The following is a 21057-nucleotide window of genomic DNA, read 5'->3' as shown; positions in this document are numbered from 1 at the left end:
CACGGTTACTGGCAGTAGATCGACCAAACCGCAGGGCATGCTGAGTAGACCAGCAACTACCCGGTAGCCGGGTCGAGTTACCCGGCTACCGGGTAGGAGCGCCCGGCCAAGGCGGGATTACCTGTACCAAGGGAGCAAGAGGCAGCCATGAATTGGTCTACGCAGGCGATCCGGGAGGCAGCCCGCCAGGGCAACTACGGCAGGGTCATTCGGCTGGCCCGGACGGAGGCTGGTGTTTCTCAGGAACAGCTCGCGGAAGCCATCGGCGCCAGCCAATCGGCAATCTCCCGGTTGGAACTCCGTGAGCGTCACGACGAGATGGTTCTCCTGGCGAGAGCCGCTACCTACCTGGGTGCTCCACCCCGGCTGGTGGGCCTCGCCGACGACGTTGCGTCGCGCGACGCACCCCCGAATGGAACGGAAGTGGAACGCCGAAAGTTGCTTGCTGGTGCCGCAGCAGCTGCCGCAGCACCAGCTGTCAGCGCCCTGGACCCGCCCGCTGCTCAGGCGGCCGACACTGGTCACGCCGCCACACTCCGTCTGGCTACTACTTCCTACCGCCGCATGGATGGCACCACGTCCTCGAGAGCGCTCGTGGAACCGGTGCAGGCTCACTTGCGGTTGACGCAAAGCACGACCGCCGAGACCCGGGATAAGGAGCAGCGGGCACGCCTGGCTGCGGTCAGCAGCGAGGTTGCGAGCCTGGCCGGATGGTTGGCGTGGGACATGGGCGATCACGGGTCTGCCCGTACCTGGTACGGAACAGCCGTCAAGGCGGCCCGCTCGTCGGGCAACCGGCTCCTGATCTCTTACCAGCTCGGTTCCCTCGCCCAGTTCGAAGCGCACATCGGGAACGCCGTGCAAGGACTTGAACACGTGCGGTCCGCACGTCGACAGCTGGGCGGGGAGGGCCCGGCGATTGCGAACGCTTGGTTGTCCACCACAGAAGCCCTCGCCCACTCCGCCGCGGCGGACGCGCGCTCGGCGGACCGGGCGCTCGTCGATGCAGCACGTACCGTGAGCAGCATGTCCCAAGAAGCTCCTCCGTGGCCGTGGGTCTTCAACTTCAGTCACAGCAAGGTGGCCGCCTGCCGCCTTGCCTGCGGGGCCCGGCTCGGCCGGCCGGAGTGGGTGTTCTCCGCCCAGGATGACGCGAGTGCTGCGCTCTCCTCCGGTCATGAGAAGCAGCGAGCGCTGTACGTGCTGGACGTGGCCGCTGCGCTCTTGGCTCAGGGCCGTCTCGACGGAGCTTTCGCGCTGGCCTTGTCAGCACTGGAGGCTGGCATGCGATACAAGTCCGGGCGGATTCTAGAGAAGGCGCGGGAGCTGCGACGTGGCTACGTCTCCGCGGTACCACCCAAGGTCGTTCGCGAGTTCGATGACCGCCTGTACAGCGCCTACCTGTAGACGACGGAGGAGTACACATGAGGCTTGGCATCACGGGGCACCGGGGCCTGCCCGCAGCGACGGAGAAGTTGGTCCGGGACGCGCTCGACGCCGAAGTGGAGCGCCGGGCGGCCGGCGGGTCTGACCTGGTGGCTGTCTCGTGCATCGCTGACGGTCCTGACGCGTGGTTTGCTCAGAGCGTGCTGGCGCATGGCGGGCGCCTGGAAGTTGTGATCCCGGCCAAGCAATACCGCGACGGCCTGCCAGTCGAGCACCACGGCATCTACGACGAACTGATGCGCCGCGCGAGCGAGATGCACTCGACCGGGCTGGTGGAGTCCGACAGCCAGGCCCACATGGCTGGCAGCGAGATCCTGGTCGGCCTGGCGGACGAGGTCGTTGCTGTCTGGGACAGTCAGCCAGCCCGCGGATACGGCGGGACCGCCGACGTCGTTGCCTACGCCAAGCGAACCGGCATTCCCGTCCACGTCGTGTGGCCAGCAGGCGCCTCACGGGATGGTTGAACGCGCGGTCGAATCTCCCTGGCGGCTGAGGGCGCGAGAGAATAGAACGCATGAGCGAATGGGTCAATGCCCGGATGATGCCGCCATGGCGTGCGGAGTGGGGACCGACGCCCTCATGGCGCGCCTACAAGCCCGGCCAGTCCCCGATGCTGAGCATTCGCATCGACGGCCGCTGGAAAGACTGCGTGGTCGTTGAGCGTTCTGACTGGCCAGATGGACAGACCGTCTACACAGTTGAGGTCACGTGGGGCCTGAGCACGTACTACCGCTCCTACCTCTGGGATGCGCGGGTGATGAGGGTCAAGGCCCGCCCGGGGGAGGGTGTGGAGCCCAAGCGCATCCCCAAGAGCCTTTGGCCACGGCTCGGACGCCGCGGTGACTGGGCTGGAGGGTCAGGGCATCCAGCCGATGTCGTGCACCTCCACGATGTCGTCCGGGCAGATCCGGTAGCGGGCCCAGCAGAAGTGTCCGAACGCGTCTCGGAACTCGCCGCCGGGAATCTCTCGTGCGTCCGGGAAACGGCGAGGGTGCAGCTGCACTCGCTCCAGCAACCCGGCGACCTCGTCGCGGGCCTCCTCATCGGGCAGTTCGGCCACCACCCGCGCGGCGAGATCACCCCGAGCGTTATCCAGGGTCGCAGGCGATCAGCGCAGGTCAGCGGCTCGCAGGGCGTTCTGTCACGTAAGGCACACTGCCGGGACGGTGATCACTGGTTCTGTGATCTCGAAGCCATCACATGTCGGGCTTTCGTCCAGAGCCTCCCTTTTTTACTGTCTCCCCCATGGGCCATTTCTGCGCCGAGTGCGGGCACCGGTACCCGGACGATGCGATTGAGTAGCCGGCGCCGGAGGAGCGTCAGTGCCCGCAGTGCGGGAGCAAGCGAGTCAGCGCGGAAGCACATCCTGGCCTAGCGACTGCTTCAATTCGGGTTCAGGGCCCCAGAAGGATTGAGGTCGCGGCCCGTCAATGGCCGCGCTGGGCCGGTATTGCGATCGACCAAGCGCTAGCCGCCCGCGTGGCTCGTGAGCGGGCTGTTGCAGCGAACGACTTCGCGGCGAAGTCTTCCGCACTCAATGAGGAGTTCGACGCTGCGCTGGTCGCCGTGGCCGCCTCAGCGCACACGCTGGATGCCCTCTACGGCTCGGTGGTACCGGAGTCACGCCGGGCCGAGTGGAAGGACAAGCGCACGCCGCGGCGCTCGGTGATCCGCGAGGGCCTGAAGCTCGTGTTCGCTACCGGACCTCGCAACACCCTCTGGGTTGACGAGTTCGAGTGGCTGTTCGATCTTCGGGGCGCTGCGGTCCACCACGGGGAAGAGCCCCAGGAGACGGTTCCCCATCCGTCCTTGGACACGCACACCGGCCCGGAGTACGTCGCCTACTCGACGGAGTCGGCAGAGCGGGCGGTCGGGTTGATGCTGGAAGTCCTGCGCTGGTGCGTCGACCCCCCAAAGCCCCAGACGCCCACGACCGGGCCCCAGGCACCCACGGCGGATCAGTGGGCTGAGGGCAACAAGCCGGTGGTTACTGACCTGGAGAGCCGTTGGGCGTCGGCGTGAGGCGTCGGCGGCCGGGACTTGGCGCACTTCCGGGCCCGCGGTGTGCGCTGCGCCGCCCAGCTGGATGAGCGCGCCGTCGACGTCCTCGTTGATACGCCCGCCTGACGGCCGGGCGTATCAACGGCGAGCCCCCGCAGCGCGCCAGCCATCGAAGACGGCTGCCTGCTGGTCAGCGTCGAGATCACTGGATCACCCGTGCACCATCGGTGACGCGGCCGACAACGAGCGGAGCGCGTCGAGTCGTGGCGGTAAGCCATGCGGGGCCTTGCCGACGGAGCTATGAAGAACCTGGTCGCGAGGCCCATGTGCTGGCCCCTGTGACTCGGCCTCGGACGCGCTTCGCCTCCAGGTGTCTCAGCAGTGCGTCCACCTCGGGTGGGACGCGTTGCGGTTCCACCGGGGCCTGCTGGCACTGCTGGCACCGGAACTTGTACAGGCCAGGGCCTGAGCCCTGTACTTCGACGTGGAGGGTGAGCCCGACGTCGGTGCCACAGGTCTCACACCGGGCTGGTACCGGCGGCAGCTGGCCGGTGTGCACGGCAGCGAGCAGCAGTACGCCCGCCACCAACTGCTCTGCAAGGTTGGCACGGAGACTCTCCGGGGTGACGAGGAAAGGCTCAGGCGGGCTACTGGACTGCTCAATCGGCCAGAACCACGCTTCTTGGCACAGCCAGGTCGCAAGACGGCTGCCTGGCGTGGTGGGAGGATGCGGCGCGTTCGCTGTCCGGGCTTTTGTCGCGAGGGCGGACAGCACTGCGGCGCGGTCTTCGGCCGCCGCTTGAGTCCACCGGTCCAGGAGCGCGCCGGTGCCGACGGTCTCGGGGTTTTGCACCGCGGCGGTAATCAGGCTGATCAGGCCGATGCCTCTGGAGTGGGCGTGGGTCACCAGGCCGCCGTCCTGGCTTTGGGCAGCGGTGTATGGCGCACGCCGCCCTTGTCGGATGCGTCAGCCCTCTCTGGGGTATCGGCGACCAGCATTCTCTGAGCGAGTTTGCAGCCGCGGGCCCAGGTCACGTGGGAGGACGCGCCGTTCTACGACGCGATGGTCCGCGAACTGCCCCGCTCACACACACAGTAGTGCCGCCAGCACCTCGCCGAGGGAGGGGCGGATATGGCCGGCCTGGTTCTCTGGGACATCGACCACACGCCGATCGACACACGAGGGGTGGGCCGGGCCCTTTCCGCAATCGCGTTCGAGGCAGTGACCAGCCAGCCGATGCGGCAGCAAGCCAAGATCGACGGCATCACCGAAGCCGTCATCTTCCGCGAGACTGCCAAACTCCACGGCCTCACCGCCAGCCGACAGGACTTTGAGAACTTCGCCGAAGCGCTCACGGATCAACAAATCCGGTGCGCAGCCGAGCTGCGCGAGCGCGGTCACGCACTGCCCGGTGCCGCTGTTGCGCTCAACGCGTTTGCCGCCGCCGGAGTGCGTCAGACCGTTGTATCCGGCAACGTCCGCCCAGTCGCGGAGATCAACCTCGCTACCTTCGGACTCGACACCCATCGAGTGGGACGCCGGCGCATACGGCGAGGACGCCGACACCCGCCCCGGCCTCGTCGAGTTGTCCCTCCAGCGGTCCGGCAGCATGGCCTGGGACACCGTCCTCATCGGTGACACCCCGACGACGTCGAAGGCGGCCGTGCCATGGGTGTACGCGTGATCGCTGGAGCTACCGGCCGCAGTTCCGTTGACGGGCTGCGGGCGGCCGGTGCTGATGTTGCACTCAACGACCTCACCGGCACGGAAGCTCTCCTTCATCTGATCACCGCTGACAGCCTCGACCCTGCCTAGACGCACCGCATGCAGACGCATCCGTGCGCTCTTGCGGTGCCGTTGCCCCCTTCGCCATCCTCAACCCGACTGGACAGCCGACGGAAGAAGGGCACACCGTGGACCGGCACAGGGGCGAACCTTCGGATCGACCATACGAACCGCCCGATCCCAGCCCGGACGGCTCCGGGCCCAGCCAGCCCGACGACAACGACGACAGCGACTGATGACCGGCGCACAACGCAACCGTGCCCTCCTGGACCATCTCCAGCACACTGGGCACCTCTCCCGTGCGTGGCGCCCGGCCCTGGAGGCCATGCCGCGCCACCGGTTCATCCCCGCCCAGGTGTGGCGCCACGGCGAACGCACCCCCGTGGACAGGGAGACGGACCCGGACTCCTGGTGGGACCTGGTGTACCGCGATGAGCCCGTCATCACCCAGCGCGCCCCCGACGGGACGCCCACCTCATCCAGCTCGATGCCGTCGATGGTCGCGGCGATGCTCCACCACCTCGACCCGCAGCCGGGCGAGGCGGTACTGGAGATCGGTACCGGCACCGGGTGGAACGCCGCCTTGCTCGCCCACCGTTCCGGCCCCGACCGCGTCACCACCCTTGAGGTCGACCCCGTCCTCGCGCGCTCCGCCGAGCAGGCGCTGCGCCAGGCCGGCCAGACGGCCCGGGTCGTGTCCGCAGACGGTGAGCACGGCTGGCCGGACACCGCCCCGTACCAGCGCATCGTCCTCACCTGCTCGGTGCGTACCGTCCCTGCCGCGCTCCTTGCACAGAGCTCACCAGGCGCGGTGATCGTCGCCCCGATCTGGGGAGCGGGTCTCGTCCGGCTCACCGCCGACGGGGACGGCAGTGCGCAGGGCCGGTTTGTGGCCGGCGCCGACTTCATGCCCTCACGCACGTTCGGGGACGCCGTCACCCGCCCCACCGGGCCGAGTTGGCGGTCTCCGACCGAGCTGGATACCCGCTGCGTGGCCGACCTCGGCTTCCAGGTGCACGTTCATATGCGGATGCCGGGCGTGCATCTGTCCGGTGAGCAGCGGGTCGGCAGCTACCAGGCGTGGGTCGAGGACGGCTGCGGGTCGGCCGCGCACGCCGACGGCACGGGGGCGGTGTGGGAGTGGGGCGAGCGGTCCCTGTGGGAGGAACTGGAGAAGGCCCACGCGGACTGGGAGCGTGAGGGTCGGCCCGGGCCGGAACGCTACGGGGTCACGGCCGAACCGGGCGGACACCGCGTGCGGCTGGCGAAGTAGGTGTCAGAGGGGCGCCATAACGTAGAGCCATGACCACCCCGCCCCGGGCCCACAGCCCTGCGGTGGCCGAGGTGAACGAAGCAATCCGACACCTGATGCAGCAGCCCGCCAGGTTCCCCTCCACGTCGTATGGACTGCAGGTGCCTCACGGGACGGTTGATCGCGCGCTCGAACTTCTCGCTCGCACCGCGCGCGACGACCTCGCGGTTGCGGAGATCGACGGGTATGGCCGGTGAAGCCGCGGCTGTCGCAGCCGCTTTCGACTCTGCGCTCGGCGAGGCGAAAGAAGTTGCGGTCATCTCCTTGCCGAATGACAAGACTGCCTGAGGGCGGCGCCCAGCCGCGGACCTGGCGTTACCGTCACTCCGCAACCAGCAGATGAGCATCCCCAAGGCCCCGGGCGGGCCGTCTTGCGGTCCGGCCCGGGGCCGTCTTCTTGGGGCCTGTTCCGCCGAAGGCCCTGTCGGCTGTGCCGAGGGCTGGCTGAAGGTTCAGAATCCGTCTTCGCGCTCGCAGCCGATGAGGCGGGATTCGGTGCTGAGAAGTGTGGGCTTGCCGCTGGCAGGGATGAGGGCGGAGGACTGGTGAATGTAGCTGGTCAGGAAGCCCGGGGCGCCGTCTTCTCCTACATAGATCTGTTCGGTTTCGTTCGGGTTGATGGTGTAGCCGGCCTCCATGACCCGGACGGTCCTGTCCACCGGCGCGTTGAAGACGGCAAGTGTCTGCCCGGAGCGCGTCTTCATGGCGTAGGTCTTGGTGTGCTGAGTGCCGCCGACCATCCGCGCATCTTCCCGCCTTCTCCTACAGAGGCTGCGGCTTCCCGGGCTGTCTTGTACAGGTCACGGGCCACCTTGTTCGGCTTGAACCCGGCAGCGGACACATCGGGCTTCGTGTACAGCTTCGTGAGCGTGTACTTGAGCTGGTCGGGGGCTGTGCGCTGCCCTGCTTGGCGGACTCCGGAACGGTCTGGAGGAATCCGTGCTTGTCCCTGGCCGGATTCAGGGCGCGGTCCTTGGGGACCTGGAGGCTCGCCACGATCTTCCAGGGCTCACCTTCTTCACGGTCGAAGACCAACAGGGTGGGGTTCTTGCTCTTTTCTCCGTCATCCTTGGTACGTGCAGAGACGGCAAACCAGCTGGCTGTTCCTTTTCTGGGGATGTAGTACTGGCGGTCGACGTAGTAGAAGGGTTCGCTGTACTCCTTCTTCTCCTTCGCTGAAGCCAGCGTGAACTGCTTGTAGTCGGCCTTGCTCTGTTCGAGGAGGGCTCCGCCTTCGACGGTGGAGAGCAGCTTGCCGTTCTGAGTCTTGTTCGCGCGGTTGTTGACTGCGACGTAGCGGTCGAGTTGCCGAGCCGCCGTTTCCGTGCTGACTACTCCTTCCGCGGCGTGCTGCGCGGCGGATTCTTTGCTGTTCTCGGAGTCCTGATCTTTGTCATTGCTGCTGCATGCAGCCGTGAGAGCAATCAGCGCAACGGCGCAGGCAAGGGATGCGGGGCGGCGCAGGGTTACTCGAAGTATCACGTGTTGCTCCAGACGCGTATTTCATGCGATGCAAGGTGGGAGAGGCGTTCATGGGTGAACGCCTTTGGTAGACGGTGGCTGTCAGCTGAGACGCCAGAGTGGAATCGCCAGAGAGGTGGAAGAGGGGCCAGGAGCTGTGCTCGGACCGCGCTCGAATGCAATCCCTGGGCCGGGGCTCACACCCGGGTGCACACCTTGCGGTGCCCGAGCTTGGCGCACACCAGCGTCTTGTGTGGCACGCGCACGTCCGGGGACCAGTAGGCGGCGGCGATGCCGCGGTGGTTGAACACCGGCATGCTCTTGCTCTTGTGGGTGCGGCCGCCGGGCTTGCGGTAGGCCCACCAGGCTCGCGCGTGGACGTGCTTGTGCCGGGGCTTGCGGATGTCCACGGAGAAGATCCTCGTACCGGGGCCCTTGTTGTCGACCGAGACGGTCAAGCAGGTGCGGTGCTTGCACGCGCGGGGTAGCTGACGTCTTTGGCTTCGGCGGCCGGCGCACCGCCCAGGAGACCGGCAAGAAGCACTCCCGCCAGGACGGTCAGGAGACGTGAAGAGGTGGAGCGGGTCATGGGCTCTGCCTTCCGGGAGCGGATTGATCAGTGCCCAACTCTTCGCCGGGGTCCTTACCGCCCCGCTTTCCACCGGCACCCGCGTGCGGTCACGGCTCCATCACGGATGCCCGTGGTAAGCGGCGTGGTAAGTCGGCGCGGCTGTGGTGAGTGGACGCCATCCGCTCTGCAACGGCGAGATCACCTACCGCGTCACGTCACATGGGCCCTTCCCCTCGCTCTGTGGGCGGCGGCAATGAGGGCTGCGCCGGATGCTGCTGTCCGGCTCAGCGGTCCGCTTCGCGCGGGCGCGCTGCAGGTACAGCAGTGCGGTCAGATCGGCCTGCAACTGGACGATCTGCTCCTGGGTGAGCCGGCGCTGGGCCGAGCCGATGCGGATGCGGACCTCTTCAGAGGTGACCGTGTGTCCGGCAGGTTCCCCGCAGCCGCGCTCGATGCGCTGGCCTGCGGCCAACTGCCGGTAGGTGCGTGCCAGGTGCGGAGGCGTGGAGGCAGGGGCCGAGCGTGTACCCGGTGGGTGCAGGGCGGCGCGGGGCGCCGATGGCGGTGTAGAAGCCGGTGATGGCCTCTTCCAGCTCGCGGCCCTCAGCGGGGACGGCGCCGACGAACGCCTCGACCAGCTCCCGGTGAGGGTGGGGAGCGTCGGGCCCGTAGGGGTGGTCGGCCAGCGGCGGCTCGTCCACCTCCTCCAGGAGCACACAGGCGGGAGGAATCAGAATGCGGGTGAAGCCGCGGCGCAGCAGGGCGGCGTGTTCCTGGCGAATCCGCGCAATTTGGGCATGAACTGGGTTCTGTCCGAAAGGCGGGGAGGGGCGGCAGACCGTGCCGGGCTTTCCGTACGGGCCATGCGCGGCGCTGATCACAGCGGCAAACCTGACCTCGCGTCAGCTTCCCCGCTACTCGGCCTCGGGATGTCGACGTGGGCGGCCGACCGGCAACGGAGAAGGCAGCAGGCAATCTCCAGCATTCCGTGGCTCAATGGCCGAACATCCCTTAGAGTCCTCCTCGCCGGGCCGTTCGAAATCTCTTCGAACTCCGCCCGTCGGCACGCGGGTTCGCGGCGGCCACGGCGGTGGCCCGCGCCCCTCTTGCCGGAATTTCCCCTCGCAAACGAAGGTGACGTACGTGAAGCGCACCCTTGCCATATCGGCCAGCGTCCTGACGCTGAGCACCGCGGGCCTGGTCGGCCTCAGCCCGACCGCTCAGGCGGCCGACTCCAAAGCTCGCTGCGGAGCCAATCAAATCTGCCTGTACGAGGGCTACAACTTCGAGCGTGGTGTATACCGCCACACGCACGACTCGAGTTCCTGGCCCGACGTGAATCTGCCGTCCTCCATCAACAACAAGGCAACCTCGATGGTGAACAACACCGAGTACACCGTGACCCTGGCGCCCGACCGCGGCTGCCGCGGTGACGTCCTTGACAAGTACGAGGCAAAGCCCAAGTCCCGCGACGGGAACCTGAGGGAAAACTCGGGTCCCAACAAAGGCAACTTCAGCAACCGGGTGAGCTGCATCACCTTCTCTAGGTAGCACCACGAGGCGGGGTGCGGTGCCCTTACATTCGGCACCGCACCCCCACCGTTAGCGTCCGTAGCCGCCGTAGCGGCGTCAGGACGTGCGGCCCCTCCGCCGGGCCCCGTGCCGCAGGCCGTTGTGCGTCACGATGAGCGCCTGCTGGCGGCCGGTCTCATCCTTGCCGAGCCTGAACCCCACGACCGTCGTCGGCATCCGCCCTCCCCAGTGCGCCGCACGAAGCGACGTTACTGCCTTTCGCCGCACCAAGCGGGTGACTTGGATATGGGACGCCCGACCGTGCATCAGGAAGCGGCCGCACCTGCGGGCTCCGCAGCAGGACGCCGCCCGGGGTGATCGCTCTACAGCAGCGTCACCGGGACGGTGCCGGCCAGCAGGCGGCCTTCCCGCAGTGCCTGTCCGTAGGACTTCCAGGGCGGCTCGGCCGCGTACAGAACGTCGTGGTCGAGCTGGCCCATCAGCAGGGTGACTTCCCCGGCGGGGCGAGCAGCGACCGCCAGGCCGCGGGGGCGGTCATCCGGCCGTCCTCAAGATGCCGATGCCCGGGCACGTCGACCTGGAGAGCGTCGGCCGGGCCCTGGCGAATGAGCCAGCCGTTCGAGGGTGGAGGGACCTTCCCCAGGGATGAGAGACGGTGCAGCCCTTGGTCGAGCAGGAACTGCTGCACCGGCGAGATTGGGCTCTCTCCCGCGTGAGCCAGAAGCGTGACCGCCTCTTCCCAGGCCAGCAGCAGCGCGGGCCGGATGCCGCCGGGGCTGGGAATGCCGAGGGCCCGGGGGATGAGATCGGTGCGGGTTACGGGCTGCAGGTGTCCGCTCGGGTAGCGGCGGATCACCTCTGCCGGTACGCACCGCTGGTGAGCGGCGCCCAGTGAGGAGAGTTCGGGGCTGACGGCGAGGGTAGCGACGGCCTGCTCCGTGCCCGCATCACCCCGTGCGCCGCACTCGGTGCAGGTGAAGACGCGTGAGCGGGCGAACCGGTCAGCCTGCTCGGCACCGACATGCTCGCGAATGTCGCTGCTGACATGGACAGACATCAGGCACTCCTGGCTGGGCGGGGCAGAACACGAAGGCCCCCGCAGGCGCCGCCAGGTGGCGACTCCTGCGGGAGGATCCTCACGCGGGGGAAGCGGTACGGGCAGGGGAGTCGAGGACGTCTTCGATGACCGCCTCGGTCTCGGGCAGCAGCTCCACATCCAGGCGGCGGCAGACCGCGTTGATCTGCTCGATGGCCTGGCAGACACCGGCGCGATTGCCCGCAGCGGCCTCCACCCGCATCCAGTCCTGGTAGAGCACATCCGCCGTGTCGTCGACCGCCAGCCCGGTGGTGACGGCACGCCGGGCCGCGTCCAGATCGGGGCGGGGCGCTGTGCGGTGCCAGGTGGCGACGGTGTGGGCGACGTCGATGATGCGCGAGAGCATCTCCTGAATCAGCGGGGTGGCCCACGGCAGATCAGCGCCCGACGCCCCGGACAGTGGACGGCCACGCACCAGCGCCAGCGCCGCCTCCAAGTCCGGCAGACCCACCGGGGATCCGGCTGCCAGCCCCCGGCGGGCCAGGCGCTGGAACTCGGTCCAGTCGCATCGCATCTGGGGTGAGAAGCGGTACAGCCGATTTCGGTCGCGCGGCAGGTAGGGGGTGCCGTCCGGAGCGGTGCCCAGCCGGGCGCGCAGCTCGCTGACCCTCGACTGCAAGGTGGCCTTCGACCACGGTTTGTTCGGGTCCATCGCCTCACACAGCTCCAAGGCGCTGCGGCCCGGGCGCAGGTAGAGCAGGGCTGCCAGTGCGGCGATCTCGTAGCCGTGGCCGGAGGCGGTCACGCCGGTGACCTCGACTGGGCCCAGCACGTTGATCTGCGGGGCGTCCGGATCTTCTTCGGAATCGACGCCCGTCTCGTTAGCCGCAGCGCTCGCATCGACCGGCTTCGCAGGGGCCTGGGCAGACTGGCGTGCTTCGTCCAGCGGTTTCTCCACGGCGGCCGTGGTGTTGGTCCCCTCGTGTGGCTGGGGGGCGGCGGGGAGGCGCCCGGGGTCTTTGACAGCAGCCAGCAGAGCGGGGAAGGGCGCAGCCTCGGCTGCGTCGCTCTTATGGACCGCGGAGTGCGTGCCGTTCGCCTGCACGGTCACCGCCGGTTCGGTGGCGTGCTGATCTGGTACGGCGACGGGGGGTTGGGCTGAGGCGACATCCGGCTGGGGCGGATCTGCTGGGGGGACGTGCTGCCACTCGGCTTGCGCCGGATGCGCGGGCTGGTCGGCGACCTGTAGTCCGGTGAGGAGCTCGTCGTATTCCCCGTCGGTGACACGGCCAAGACGCAAGGGAGCCCCGGCCAGTCCACAGGGCTGGGCCTCGTCCTCGGCGGCGTCGAGCCGTTCGGCCTGCGGGAAGACGGCGGTCAGCTGGTCGGCGGGCAGCACCAGAGCGACCGGCGTACCCCGGGCTGCCGACAGTGCGTCGGCCAGGGCCCATGCCTGGTCGGGATCGGCTTCGGCCGCACACACCAGCAGCCACGGCAACGGCGCTTCCGCGCCCTCCTCGGTGGCCTGCTGGTGTGCTTCGAGGAGCACTTCGCCCAAATCCCGGGTGGCGGCCGCCAGGTCGGGCACCGCGCGTACGCGGCCCTTGGGCAGCAGCGCGGGCATCTCGACACCGAGGCCGACGGTGAGGATTTCGGTGTGGTCGCTCCACGCGCAAGTGGCCGCGTCCAGCGCCACGGCGCGGGCCACCTCCCGCACCCGCTCGGGCGGGCCGTCCAGCAACAGCACCTGAACGTGGGGCAGGTTCAGCAGCAGATGCTCGCCTTCGGCGCCGCTGCCGAGGGCGACCAGCCCCGGGTAGGGGGCGAGGACGTCCTCCAGCCCTTCGGCCGGCACCTCGGCGCCTGCACCGACCTCCCACCACCCCTTACAACTCCTAACGAAATGATCTTTGAGGTGGTTGGATCGCTTCGGGACCGATGATCCGGGGGTGCGGAGTGGCGCGGCCGAAGCCATCGGAAGTCGACGACGAGCTGTGCGCGGTGATCGAGCCACTGCTGCCAAGGTCGAGCGTCGGGCCCGGAACCCCGGGCGCAAGCGGCATCCTGACCTGCTGGTGTTCCAGGGCATCCTGTTTGTGCTGCACACCGGGATCTCCTGGGAACATCTGCCGCAGGAACTCGGCTTCGGTTCGGGCATGACGTGCTGGCGTCGGCTGACTGAGTGGACCGAGGCCGACGTGTGGCCCCGGCTGCACGAGGTCCTGCTCGCCAAGCTCCGCGGCGCAGGCGTGCTGGACTTCTCCCGGGCGGTGGTCGATGGCTCCCACATCCGGGCGTTAAAGGGGGCACCAAGACCGGACGAAGCCCCGTCGACCGGGGCAGGACGGGCAGCAAACACCACCTGATCGCCGACGCCACCGGCATCCCGCTCGCCGCCACCTTGACCGGTGGCAACCGCAACGACGTCACCCAACTGGTCCCACTCCTCGAAGCGGTGCCGCCGGTGCGGGGCAAGCGCGGCCGGCCTCGACGCCGCCCCGACGTGGTGCTGGGCGACCGCGGCTACGACCACGACAAGTACCGCCGACTGGTCCGGGATCTCGGCGTGAAGCCTCTGATCGCCCGCCGGGGCACCGAGCACGGCTCCGGCCTGGGCACTCAACGCTGGGTCGTGGAGCGAGCATTCGCCCACCTGCACTGGTTCCGCCGCCTGCGGATCCGCTGGGAGATCCGCGACGACATCCAGGAAGCCTTCCTCACCCTCGGATGCGCACTCCTATGCTGGAGACGTCTGAACTCGCTCCGAAGAGAGTTCCAAGCCTGATTCACTGCCGTCATGAACGAGATCGACACAGTCGGCGAGGCTGACGGCACCGTTGTCCCGCCGCCTCCGGAGGATTCCTCCGCTTGGCCTTCGTACATCGAGCAGTTGCTGGCCATTCCGTTCTCTGACGGCCACCACGAAGAGTACGAGGTGTACGAGCTCACGCCGAGGTGCATCCAGGTCTTCCTGCACATCAGCGAATACTTCTACGACGACGAATCCTACGCCTACCAGGCCCCATAGGAGAGCGCTTCGAGGCGGAACTGGACGAGTTTGCCGCCGTGCTGGACGAGCGCTGGGGAGCCCACTACAACTCACTCGACGCGGACCCTCCCGACTTCTCCGTCGCCCTGCTGGAGTATCTCCAGGCGTGGCCCGTGTACGCCTGGGTGCACGGCGACCGGGTCGTGCTGCTCGGCATCCAGAAGATCGAAAAGGAGCACCCCTTTGAGCTCTGCGTCGCCGTCGCACAGCGATGGTGTGGCGGTCCACCCGTTGACGAGTTGCTGTGGCCGCTCTTCGTCAGACAGCTGTGCGAGCGGTCCTCCGCCCCGACCGGCCCCGCCATCGTCCCGCTGTGGCAGAGCGGTGAGAAGCCGACCTTGCTGCGGGAAGACAGGGAATACCGGGAGGACCTGTGGGCGGGGTTCGCGGAGTACCGGGAGGAACTGCTCGACGAGCTGGAGGAGGTCTGGGGACCGCCCCTGGCCCCACGCCCCGCTGGCGAGGACCCAGTGACGCCCGCGCTGGACGGGCTCGGCATCCCCTCCCGGGAGTCCGTGGACGCGGCGATCGGCTCGTCGCGACCGGGGTCATCTCCGAGCAGGACGACTCGCTGGTGCTGTTCGCCGCCGTCATACCGGACTCGGCGGCGCCGTAACCCGGCCCCGCGGCACCGCGGATGTGGCCAGAACCAGCAGAGCCTGCCCGCATCCACTTCCGACGGTCTCGGCCATGCTGCCCCACCCCCGGATCGTCCGCTCTCGGGCGACCCCCACCACCTCAGAGGGCATTTCGTTAGGTGTTGTAAGTGCCATCGGAGATCGGGGTTGGTTGCGGTCGCGGTGTTCGGTCGCTCGGAGCCCCGGTCTCGCGCGGTGCAGCAACCGGTGCGCACCGAGCGGGACCGGGACCTGTGAAGGGGCGAGATGTGCTAGGCAGCACGCTCTTCCCCGTATGCGCGCCGTCGTCCGGAGCCGTGTGACTGACGTCGTGTCGGACCGTCGCTGCGCGCGCGCCGCGCGTCGGGTCTGGTGCCCTGCCCTCTCGCTGGCTCGGGGCGAAGGTCTTCAGCTCGTGACTTCCTGCGGCTCCGGCGGCGGCTCATTCTCGCCGTGCGCGGCGGCCGGCTCTTCGACTTCGGCTATGGCCCGGTGCGTAGGGTGGATCAGGTCCAGCCGCTCGGGTATCTCCGGTGCGTCAGGCACCGGCAGCCGGACACGGTCGCCCAGGACCCACACCTGGCGCGGGTCGAGAAAGTCGATCAGGTCGATGAGCGCGTTGTGGATGAGAACGAGGCGCCTGTGCATCGCCGCACCGTCCACGCCTGCGACGCCGTCGATATAGTCGAGCACCGGCTGGAACCGCCGTGCGAACTCCGGATCCTTCTCCAGCTTCGTACGGAACTCCAGGTATCCCAGGCAGCGCCGGTGTGTCTGGTCGAGCTCGTCCGGCACCGCCATGAGCTCCCCGCAGAGCCGTTGTTCACCGCCCTGCAGGATGCCCGTGTGCCCATTGTCGTCATGGCCCGCGATCGCACTGTTCACTGCGCTGATCCGCTTCATCAGGCGGCGGTTGCGCCGACGGCTGCCCAGGTCTAGGAAGCCCGCTTCCTGGAAGAGGATGTTCACCCAGCCCTGGTAGACGGCCGCCCGGTAGAGGCTCTCGTATCGGATGTACTCCGCCTGCCGGTCAGTACCGGGGGCAATCTGAGTCGGTGTCCCTCCGGACAGCCACCCCACGGCGTTGCCCAGGCGCCTGGAAACTCGATGCCGCCTGAAGCAGCGGATCGCGGTAACGGCTCGCGTGTGCCCGGCGGGCGAGTTCGAGTTCGGAGCGCCGGCGACGCCACTCGAACAACCCGCCCAGCACCACGGTCACCGCCGCGCCCGCCACTGAGACGGCCGCCGAGACCAGCGACACCGTATCCATCGTCGCTTCACCCCCGATCGACACCCGCTGAGCGGTCCGTCAACCTACTGCGGAGCGGGTGCGATGTCACTTATGAGAGTGCCCTTGCTGTGGGGTGACCTGATCGGGATGGCCCCCTTTCACATCACGCCGTTCCCACGCATGAGCGGCTGATCTACGGGGACTGCAGCTCAGAAGTAGGAAAGGAACACGGACTGAGGGCATCCGATGCGCATGGAGAGCCTCGTTGTCGGCAGACCGGTGCGCAATTGTGCGTGGGGCGAATGCGCACGCCGGAGAGTGCGCATCGCATGCATGCGCACTGGCCGCACCGGATGCGCACCACATGCCGTGGCTCTGTACATGAGAACGGTGAGAACGGCCCTCGCCCGGGGCCAGGAGTTGGAGCCGCGCGCGTGCAAGCGTGCATCGTGCCCGTGCACACGTGCACACAGACGCCGCCGGCCGGGCATACCTTTCAGAGAGACCGGAGCCTGTGTCGGAGTGCATCGGCCGGCCATTGGCGCGACAGGAGCCGATCAGGCCCCATTGCTGACCTGCGGAAGCCAATGGATCCAATCAGCCAGGCCGCCACCGTAAAAGCGCTGGATGGGCCGGGGTTGCGGGGCTAGCCCTCGCGGCCATGACCCTGTCCAGGCCGCTGACTGATCTGCATCTGAGCTTCGCCTCGGTCTGCAAGGCGTTCGAGTCCCTACAGGACATCGAGGCGGCCTTTGCCGCGCAGCGCGAGGCACGCCCAAGTGCGCGCGTACGCAACGGCACTGGTCGGGCGGGGTTGCGGGGCTTGCCCTCGCACCAATGACCCTGGCGCCGCCCCTGCCACGGGCCGCTGCCGAGCCAACACGTGCCGCCGCCCTGGCTGTCGCCACTCCGCACGCGGACCGTCCGTGCGCCTGATCCCGAATCCCGAGGGGGAACCCATGTCGATGCTTGCTCTGTTGGCCCATGTCCGCGTCCGCACAGACGGATTCACCGCTGAGTACCACCACCGTCCCCGACTGGGAGGCTGCTGAGGCGTATCTGGCGGAGCACACCAGCTCCAGCGCCTACCGTCTCGCGACTCTCATCACGCAGATGGGCAGCGAGTACCACGAGTTGGTCCTGGACCCGGAGAGCCGCACGGTGTGGTGGGCCTGGGACGGTGTACCGCTCGACAAGGAGGGATGGACGGTCGAGCATCTGACGCCGGCAGCCGCGGCCGACCTGCTGGAGACCTACGTGGACCTCATCGAGGATCGCCGGGAGGACCCCTCCCTCTACATGCGCCCTGGTGAGGCTGATGAGGATATGGACGCCATGGACGAGTACGCGGCCGTGCTGCGTCTCACCGTTCCCGAGGACCCGGCCGACGCCGCCAGCGCAATCCGCCACGAGCGCCGGCGCCTCGCCCGCCTGGACGCCCGCTGGGGCTGGACGTACGCCGAGTTGATCCGGGACCTGGTGGGCACCGAACGCGGCGGGAAGGCCCGCGTCGCCCGCCAGCTCGGACGCTCCGAGGTGCAGATCGGCCGGATCATCCGCGAAGACGACCAGCGCCGCACCGCGTGGGCCGACGCTGTAGCCGCCCAGTTGCCGTGACCGGGCCCATTGTGTGAAGACCTCATCCAAAGCCGTACGGGCGAAGGCGCCTGCGTGCTGCTAAACGTCGGAGCCACCTGATGCAACTCACCCCGCACCCCTTCCAGCGCCTGGGCGCACACGCAGCTGCCGCTCTCTCGGGCCGCGACCATCCCGCCGACCTGATTAACAGCGACCTTGACGCCCTGGTGGACACCATCGCCCAGGCAGCCGGAGCAGCCGCCACCGCGGTCAAGGGCGGCCGGTACTGGGCCTGGCAGCAGAAACTTGCCCCGATGTACCCCAACTCCCCGCCCACCGCCCCGCGCCGCGCCGAGTTCCAGGCCAAGGGGCACGAACCGGCCGAGCAGGTCCGCGACCTGCTCGGCCCCGACGACACCACAGACGACGACGTCTGCCTCGCGTGCGGCGCTCCCGCTGGTGTGCGCTGGGGCAAGAGCCTGTGGCCGCTGACGGATTCCGCCCGCTACATCAACAACTCACCCGGCCGCAAAGGTGGGTATCCGGCCTGCCGACAGTGCCGTATCGCCCTGTGGTGCCTGCCCTGGGCGGTGGCCTACGGCAAGGGAAGAATCACCAGCATCGAAGGACCCGAGGACATCGAGGCCCGCTTCGTCCGCCGCATGACCGACCTGTCCACGACCGCACTGCACCAGCAGTGGACGGACTGGTCACACGCCCCCGACGTGTGGGACACCATCGCCGACCTACTCACCGACCAGCCGAGCGACGTCACCCTCAATACCTGGACCAACGACAACAAAGCCCCGCAGCTCAAACAGCGGCACATCCCCTACGGGCCTGCCCACTGGCTGAGCCGCATCAGCGCCCGCGGCTACCTGCCCCACCTGAAGGCCCTGCTCCAACAGGCCAAGGGCAACCCCCACCTGCTGCACCTGGTCATCACTGACACCGGTCTAGACAGTTGGTCGGCGGGCGCTTCCAGCGGCGCGGAAAGCATCACCAGGGCCGTCACCACGATCTGGGACGAAGACGACCAGGCCCCCTCCCACGCACGCACCCCGGCTGACCACGTCCAGATCTACGCCCGCATCGCGTTCTCCCGGGCCCTCGCAGACGACGAAATGGACGCAGTCGACACCGAACTTGCCGCCTTCCCCGCTCACCATCACAAGCCATGGCCCGTTCCGCTGCCCCGTTAACGCTAGGCCAGGCAGCTGAACCGGGCTGCTCCTGGGAGCTGGTGGCGTGCTGGGGCCGTTGCCGCACGGGATGCTGGATCGTTGGGCAGCAGGTGACGACGAACTCGCTCGCCGATGCCCTGCGCCGGGACAGGGCCGCCCTCCTGGAGGCGTACGACTCCGGTCTGTGGGCGCCGCGATCGGCCGAGCGGGAACTCGCCGAGGACCTCGCCCGAAGCCCCTGGAACGGGACGGTCTTCCGCGCTTCGCTGCGTCATCTCCCGCCGACGGTCCGCTCGGGGCGGCTCATCGAAGTTCTCGCCCCGGCCGCCGAGGTCCTGGACCAGGCAGACGTGGACCAGGAGCTCGTGCTCCGGCTGCGCGTCCTGCTCGATACGCTCTCGCCGACCGCCTGATCCCTCCGCGCACCCGCGTCACCACCCGCTGGAGCACGCGGAAGGTCAGGGCTTCCCGCCTCATGGGTTCATCGCCACCAGGCCGTTGGCTTCCACCCATCGCTCCTTCCCTGCTTCCCCAAGACGGGTGATGACCGGGCCGGAATCGCGCACGGGTAGCCAGCGGTCGGCTATACCCCTGTGTGCCGGGGCTGTGTGCGGGGCCCCTGAACCGGAGGGGACTATCGGGTGAGCGAAGAGACCACCTCGTCGGCGGCGGCCCGTACCTGGCGCGTGTTGTCGATCGCCACCTTTGCACTTGAGGCCGCCTACATCGGCATGTGGGCGTACATCTCCCTCCGGCTGCTGCCGCCCTTCCTCGCCACCCAGAGAGTCGACCCCCCGTTCCTCGTTGCTGTCGGAATGATTGGCGGCCCCTTCTTCTTCTGGGCGTTCATCGGTTCGGGCGGACGGATGTCTGTCCTGGGCTGGGTGGACGGATGCGTTGTCACCGGCGGTCTCGCCACCCTCAGCTTCGCAGCCCTTGCCGCGGTATCCGCAGGCCACGGCTTCACCTACTGGCTCATGCTCGGTGCCCTCGTCGTCAGCCAGTTCCGGGCGTTCTGCCTGCTGCCCTACGCCAGCACCCGCTGCCTGGCCCAGCGCCGCTGACTCACGCCAGCCCGCCCACGCGCCCCGTTACGGCCGAGCACCGCCAACTGGCCGGATCGGCGACGGGCGATAACTTGTGCGGCAGCACAGCAGGTCGGTCGACAACGGGGGATCCATATGCGGTACCGCTTCACGTCCTACCAGCCGGCGAGTGACGCCGAGGCAGCCGTCACGGACGGCACCAGACTGGGTGGCCTGCCGCACTGGCTGGAGGAGCCGCAGTGGCCGGTCGACCCGTACGAGAACGATCTCGCCCCGTTCATGGGGCAGTTCCGGGTGCCGGCGGCGGACGGCAGCGGGTACCGAATGGTGTACCTGTTCGCCATCGGGTTCTCGGGTGAACACGCCACCGTCGTCCAGCCGGGCGGGCAGGTCACCGAGTCCTTCGAGACACGGTCGGCGGCCACCGGGCCGACCGACCTGGACCGGGTCCACCTGCTCCGGGTGGAGGAGGAGGTCGACTTCTCCCACGTCAAGCGGGAACTGGAGCCGGTCGAGGATGAGGACGACAGGGAGGAGCGGCTGGAGGAGCTGCTCGAAGAGCGCCAGAAGGATGCCGCAGGCAGCATCCGGATGAACCAGCTCGGCGGCCCCGATGTGGTGCCGGTCTGGTTGCAGGGCGACGCCCTGCCGGGGGAGGGCTGGCAGATGGTCGTCCAGCTCGACTCCTGCCAACTGCCCTTCGAGGTCAACTTCGGTGATAGCGGGGTCGGTTACCTGTTCCTCTCGCCGGGTGGCAAGAACGCCGAATTCTTCTTCCAGAGCTGCTGAGGGGGCGGGCATGGGGCATCCCGGTTCCGCCCCGTGGTCTTCGAGCCCGCCCCGCTTCCTGTCCTCGACCCGGCCGCCACCCGGCTGGGCGGGGCAGTGGCTCGTTCAGGAGCTGGCTCGCGCCGGCCACACCTACCCCAGCCGACGATGTCGCCGCATGCGCTGCCGCTGCGGAGAACATGGGCTTCTCCGAAATGCTCAACCGCGCCGCCTACACCGCTGGAGGAGTGCGGTACTGAGCCGCGCATCTCCGCTCTGCCTGCGGCCGTGCCTGATCGCCGGCACCGAGATGTCCCGCATGTGAGACGCCCGCCCGGCTGCCGCGGCCGCGCTCGACTGTGGCCTGTCCCAGCGCGCTCCGATCGCCGTCTCCGGCCGTACCGGCGACGTCGCGGAGCCCCTGATACCCGCAGACTT

General features: G+C 68.3%; 22 protein-coding genes and 1 pseudogene. 15 read left to right on the top strand and 8 right to left on the bottom strand.

What is annotated here, in order from left to right; genetic code table 11:
- The first annotated feature begins 147 nt into the window (after positions 1-147).
- Positions 148-1407 carry a helix-turn-helix domain-containing protein gene (locus ACTWP9_RS33510; RefSeq protein WP_443250094.1) on the top strand — a complete coding sequence of 420 codons (1260 nt, stop codon included), beginning with the start codon at positions 148-150 and terminating at the stop codon, positions 1405-1407.
- A gap of 17 nt (positions 1408-1424) precedes the next feature.
- Complete coding sequence (locus tag ACTWP9_RS33505) at positions 1425-1910, top strand: hypothetical protein (RefSeq protein WP_443250093.1); 486 nt, start codon at positions 1425-1427, stop codon at positions 1908-1910.
- Positions 1911-2302: 392 nt separating this feature from the next.
- Here the strand turns inward: ACTWP9_RS33505 and ACTWP9_RS33500 are convergent, their stop codons facing one another.
- Positions 2303-2509: a hypothetical protein gene (locus ACTWP9_RS33500; RefSeq protein WP_443250092.1), complete on the bottom strand. Its 207-nt coding sequence runs from the start codon at positions 2507-2509 to the stop codon at positions 2303-2305.
- Between the two features lie 416 nt (positions 2510-2925).
- Here ACTWP9_RS33500 and ACTWP9_RS33495 point away from each other — a divergent pair, with 416 nt between their 5' ends.
- The 4 genes from ACTWP9_RS33495 (at position 2926) to ACTWP9_RS33480 (ending at position 6742) form a co-directional block, all read left to right on the top strand.
- On the top strand, positions 2926-3468 hold the full coding sequence (locus ACTWP9_RS33495) for a hypothetical protein (RefSeq protein ID WP_443250091.1): 543 nt from the start codon (positions 2926-2928) through the stop codon (positions 3466-3468).
- Between the two features lie 1111 nt (positions 3469-4579).
- Entirely contained in the window at positions 4580-5086 is a 507-nt protein-coding gene (locus ACTWP9_RS33490) for a haloacid dehalogenase-like hydrolase (RefSeq protein WP_443250090.1), read from the top strand.
- Between the two features lie 382 nt (positions 5087-5468).
- Positions 5469-6506, top strand: coding sequence for a methyltransferase domain-containing protein (locus ACTWP9_RS33485; protein ID WP_443250089.1), 1038 nt, complete (start codon positions 5469-5471; stop codon positions 6504-6506).
- Positions 6507-6535: 29 nt separating this feature from the next.
- The gene (locus ACTWP9_RS33480) at positions 6536-6742 is read left to right on the top strand and encodes a hypothetical protein (RefSeq protein WP_443250088.1); all 207 of its coding nucleotides are present in this window, start codon (positions 6536-6538) and stop codon (positions 6740-6742) included.
- A 255-nt stretch (positions 6743-6997) separates the two neighbouring features.
- Here the strand turns inward: ACTWP9_RS33480 and ACTWP9_RS33475 are convergent, their stop codons facing one another.
- From ACTWP9_RS33475 to ACTWP9_RS33460, 4 genes are all read right to left on the bottom strand, one after another.
- Complete coding sequence (locus ACTWP9_RS33475; RefSeq protein ID WP_443250087.1) at positions 6998-7285, bottom strand: hypothetical protein; 288 nt, start codon at positions 7283-7285, stop codon at positions 6998-7000.
- Between the two features lie 22 nt (positions 7286-7307).
- On the bottom strand, positions 7308-8027 hold the full coding sequence (locus ACTWP9_RS33470) for a hypothetical protein (RefSeq protein WP_443250086.1): 720 nt from the start codon (positions 8025-8027) through the stop codon (positions 7308-7310).
- A 176-nt stretch (positions 8028-8203) separates the two neighbouring features.
- Complete coding sequence (locus tag ACTWP9_RS33465; protein ID WP_443250085.1) at positions 8204-8464, bottom strand: hypothetical protein; 261 nt, start codon at positions 8462-8464, stop codon at positions 8204-8206.
- A gap of 520 nt (positions 8465-8984) precedes the next feature.
- Entirely contained in the window at positions 8985-9458 is a 474-nt protein-coding gene (locus ACTWP9_RS33460) for a hypothetical protein (protein WP_443250084.1), read from the bottom strand.
- Positions 9459-9720: 262 nt separating this feature from the next.
- Here ACTWP9_RS33460 and ACTWP9_RS33455 point away from each other — a divergent pair, with 262 nt between their 5' ends.
- On the top strand, positions 9721-10128 hold the full coding sequence (locus tag ACTWP9_RS33455) for a peptidase inhibitor family I36 protein (protein ID WP_443250083.1): 408 nt from the start codon (positions 9721-9723) through the stop codon (positions 10126-10128).
- Between the two features lie 460 nt (positions 10129-10588).
- On the opposite strand, the gene ACTWP9_RS33450 is transcribed toward ACTWP9_RS33455, so the two are convergent.
- Both ACTWP9_RS33450 and ACTWP9_RS33445 read right to left on the bottom strand, forming a co-directional pair.
- Positions 10589-11167, bottom strand: coding sequence for a hypothetical protein (locus ACTWP9_RS33450; protein WP_443250082.1), 579 nt, complete (start codon positions 11165-11167; stop codon positions 10589-10591).
- Between the two features lie 79 nt (positions 11168-11246).
- The gene (locus tag ACTWP9_RS33445) at positions 11247-13001 is read right to left on the bottom strand and encodes a hypothetical protein (RefSeq protein ID WP_443250081.1); all 1755 of its coding nucleotides are present in this window, start codon (positions 12999-13001) and stop codon (positions 11247-11249) included.
- A gap of 83 nt (positions 13002-13084) precedes the next feature.
- On the opposite strand from ACTWP9_RS33445, the pseudogene ACTWP9_RS33440 reads away from it, so the two are divergent.
- The 3 genes and pseudogenes from ACTWP9_RS33440 (at position 13085) to ACTWP9_RS33430 (ending at position 15070) form a co-directional block, all read left to right on the top strand.
- A pseudogene (locus ACTWP9_RS33440) lies at positions 13085-13931 on the top strand (IS5 family transposase).
- A 12-nt stretch (positions 13932-13943) separates the two neighbouring features.
- A complete protein-coding gene (locus ACTWP9_RS33435; RefSeq protein WP_443250080.1) occupies positions 13944-14174 on the top strand; it encodes a hypothetical protein in 231 nt (76 codons plus the stop codon).
- 38 nt (positions 14175-14212) lie between these two features.
- Entirely contained in the window at positions 14213-15070 is an 858-nt protein-coding gene (locus tag ACTWP9_RS33430) for a hypothetical protein (protein ID WP_443250079.1), read from the top strand.
- Between the two features lie 150 nt (positions 15071-15220).
- Here ACTWP9_RS33430 and ACTWP9_RS33425 read toward each other — a convergent pair whose 3' ends face one another.
- Positions 15221-15892, bottom strand: a complete 672-nt coding sequence (locus tag ACTWP9_RS33425; protein ID WP_443250078.1) for a hypothetical protein — start codon at positions 15890-15892, stop codon at positions 15221-15223.
- Between the two features lie 1135 nt (positions 15893-17027).
- On the opposite strand from ACTWP9_RS33425, the gene ACTWP9_RS33420 reads away from it, so the two are divergent.
- The 5 genes from ACTWP9_RS33420 to ACTWP9_RS33400 all read left to right on the top strand — a co-directional run bounded on the left by ACTWP9_RS33420 (position 17028) and on the right by ACTWP9_RS33400 (position 20640).
- On the top strand, positions 17028-17660 hold the full coding sequence (locus tag ACTWP9_RS33420) for a hypothetical protein (protein ID WP_443250077.1): 633 nt from the start codon (positions 17028-17030) through the stop codon (positions 17658-17660).
- Positions 17661-17740: 80 nt separating this feature from the next.
- On the top strand, positions 17741-18823 hold the full coding sequence (locus ACTWP9_RS33415) for a hypothetical protein (protein ID WP_443250076.1): 1083 nt from the start codon (positions 17741-17743) through the stop codon (positions 18821-18823).
- Between the two features lie 92 nt (positions 18824-18915).
- Positions 18916-19218 (top strand): hypothetical protein, encoded by a 303-nt coding sequence (locus tag ACTWP9_RS33410; RefSeq protein WP_443250075.1) that lies wholly within the window; start codon positions 18916-18918, stop codon positions 19216-19218.
- Between the two features lie 228 nt (positions 19219-19446).
- Entirely contained in the window at positions 19447-19869 is a 423-nt protein-coding gene (locus ACTWP9_RS33405; protein WP_443250074.1) for a hypothetical protein, read from the top strand.
- Positions 19870-19986: 117 nt separating this feature from the next.
- A complete protein-coding gene (locus ACTWP9_RS33400; protein ID WP_443250073.1) occupies positions 19987-20640 on the top strand; it encodes a hypothetical protein in 654 nt (217 codons plus the stop codon).
- The last annotated feature ends 417 nt before the right edge of the window (positions 20641-21057 follow it).

Origin of the sequence: Streptomyces sp. 3N207 (assembly GCF_052246355.1) — a bacterium.
In the GTDB taxonomy this organism is placed as follows: Bacteria; Actinomycetota; Actinomycetes; order Streptomycetales; family Streptomycetaceae; genus Streptomyces.
Note: the sequence above shows the minus strand (reverse complement) of the source record. Positions and strands in the feature narration are given on the sequence as shown.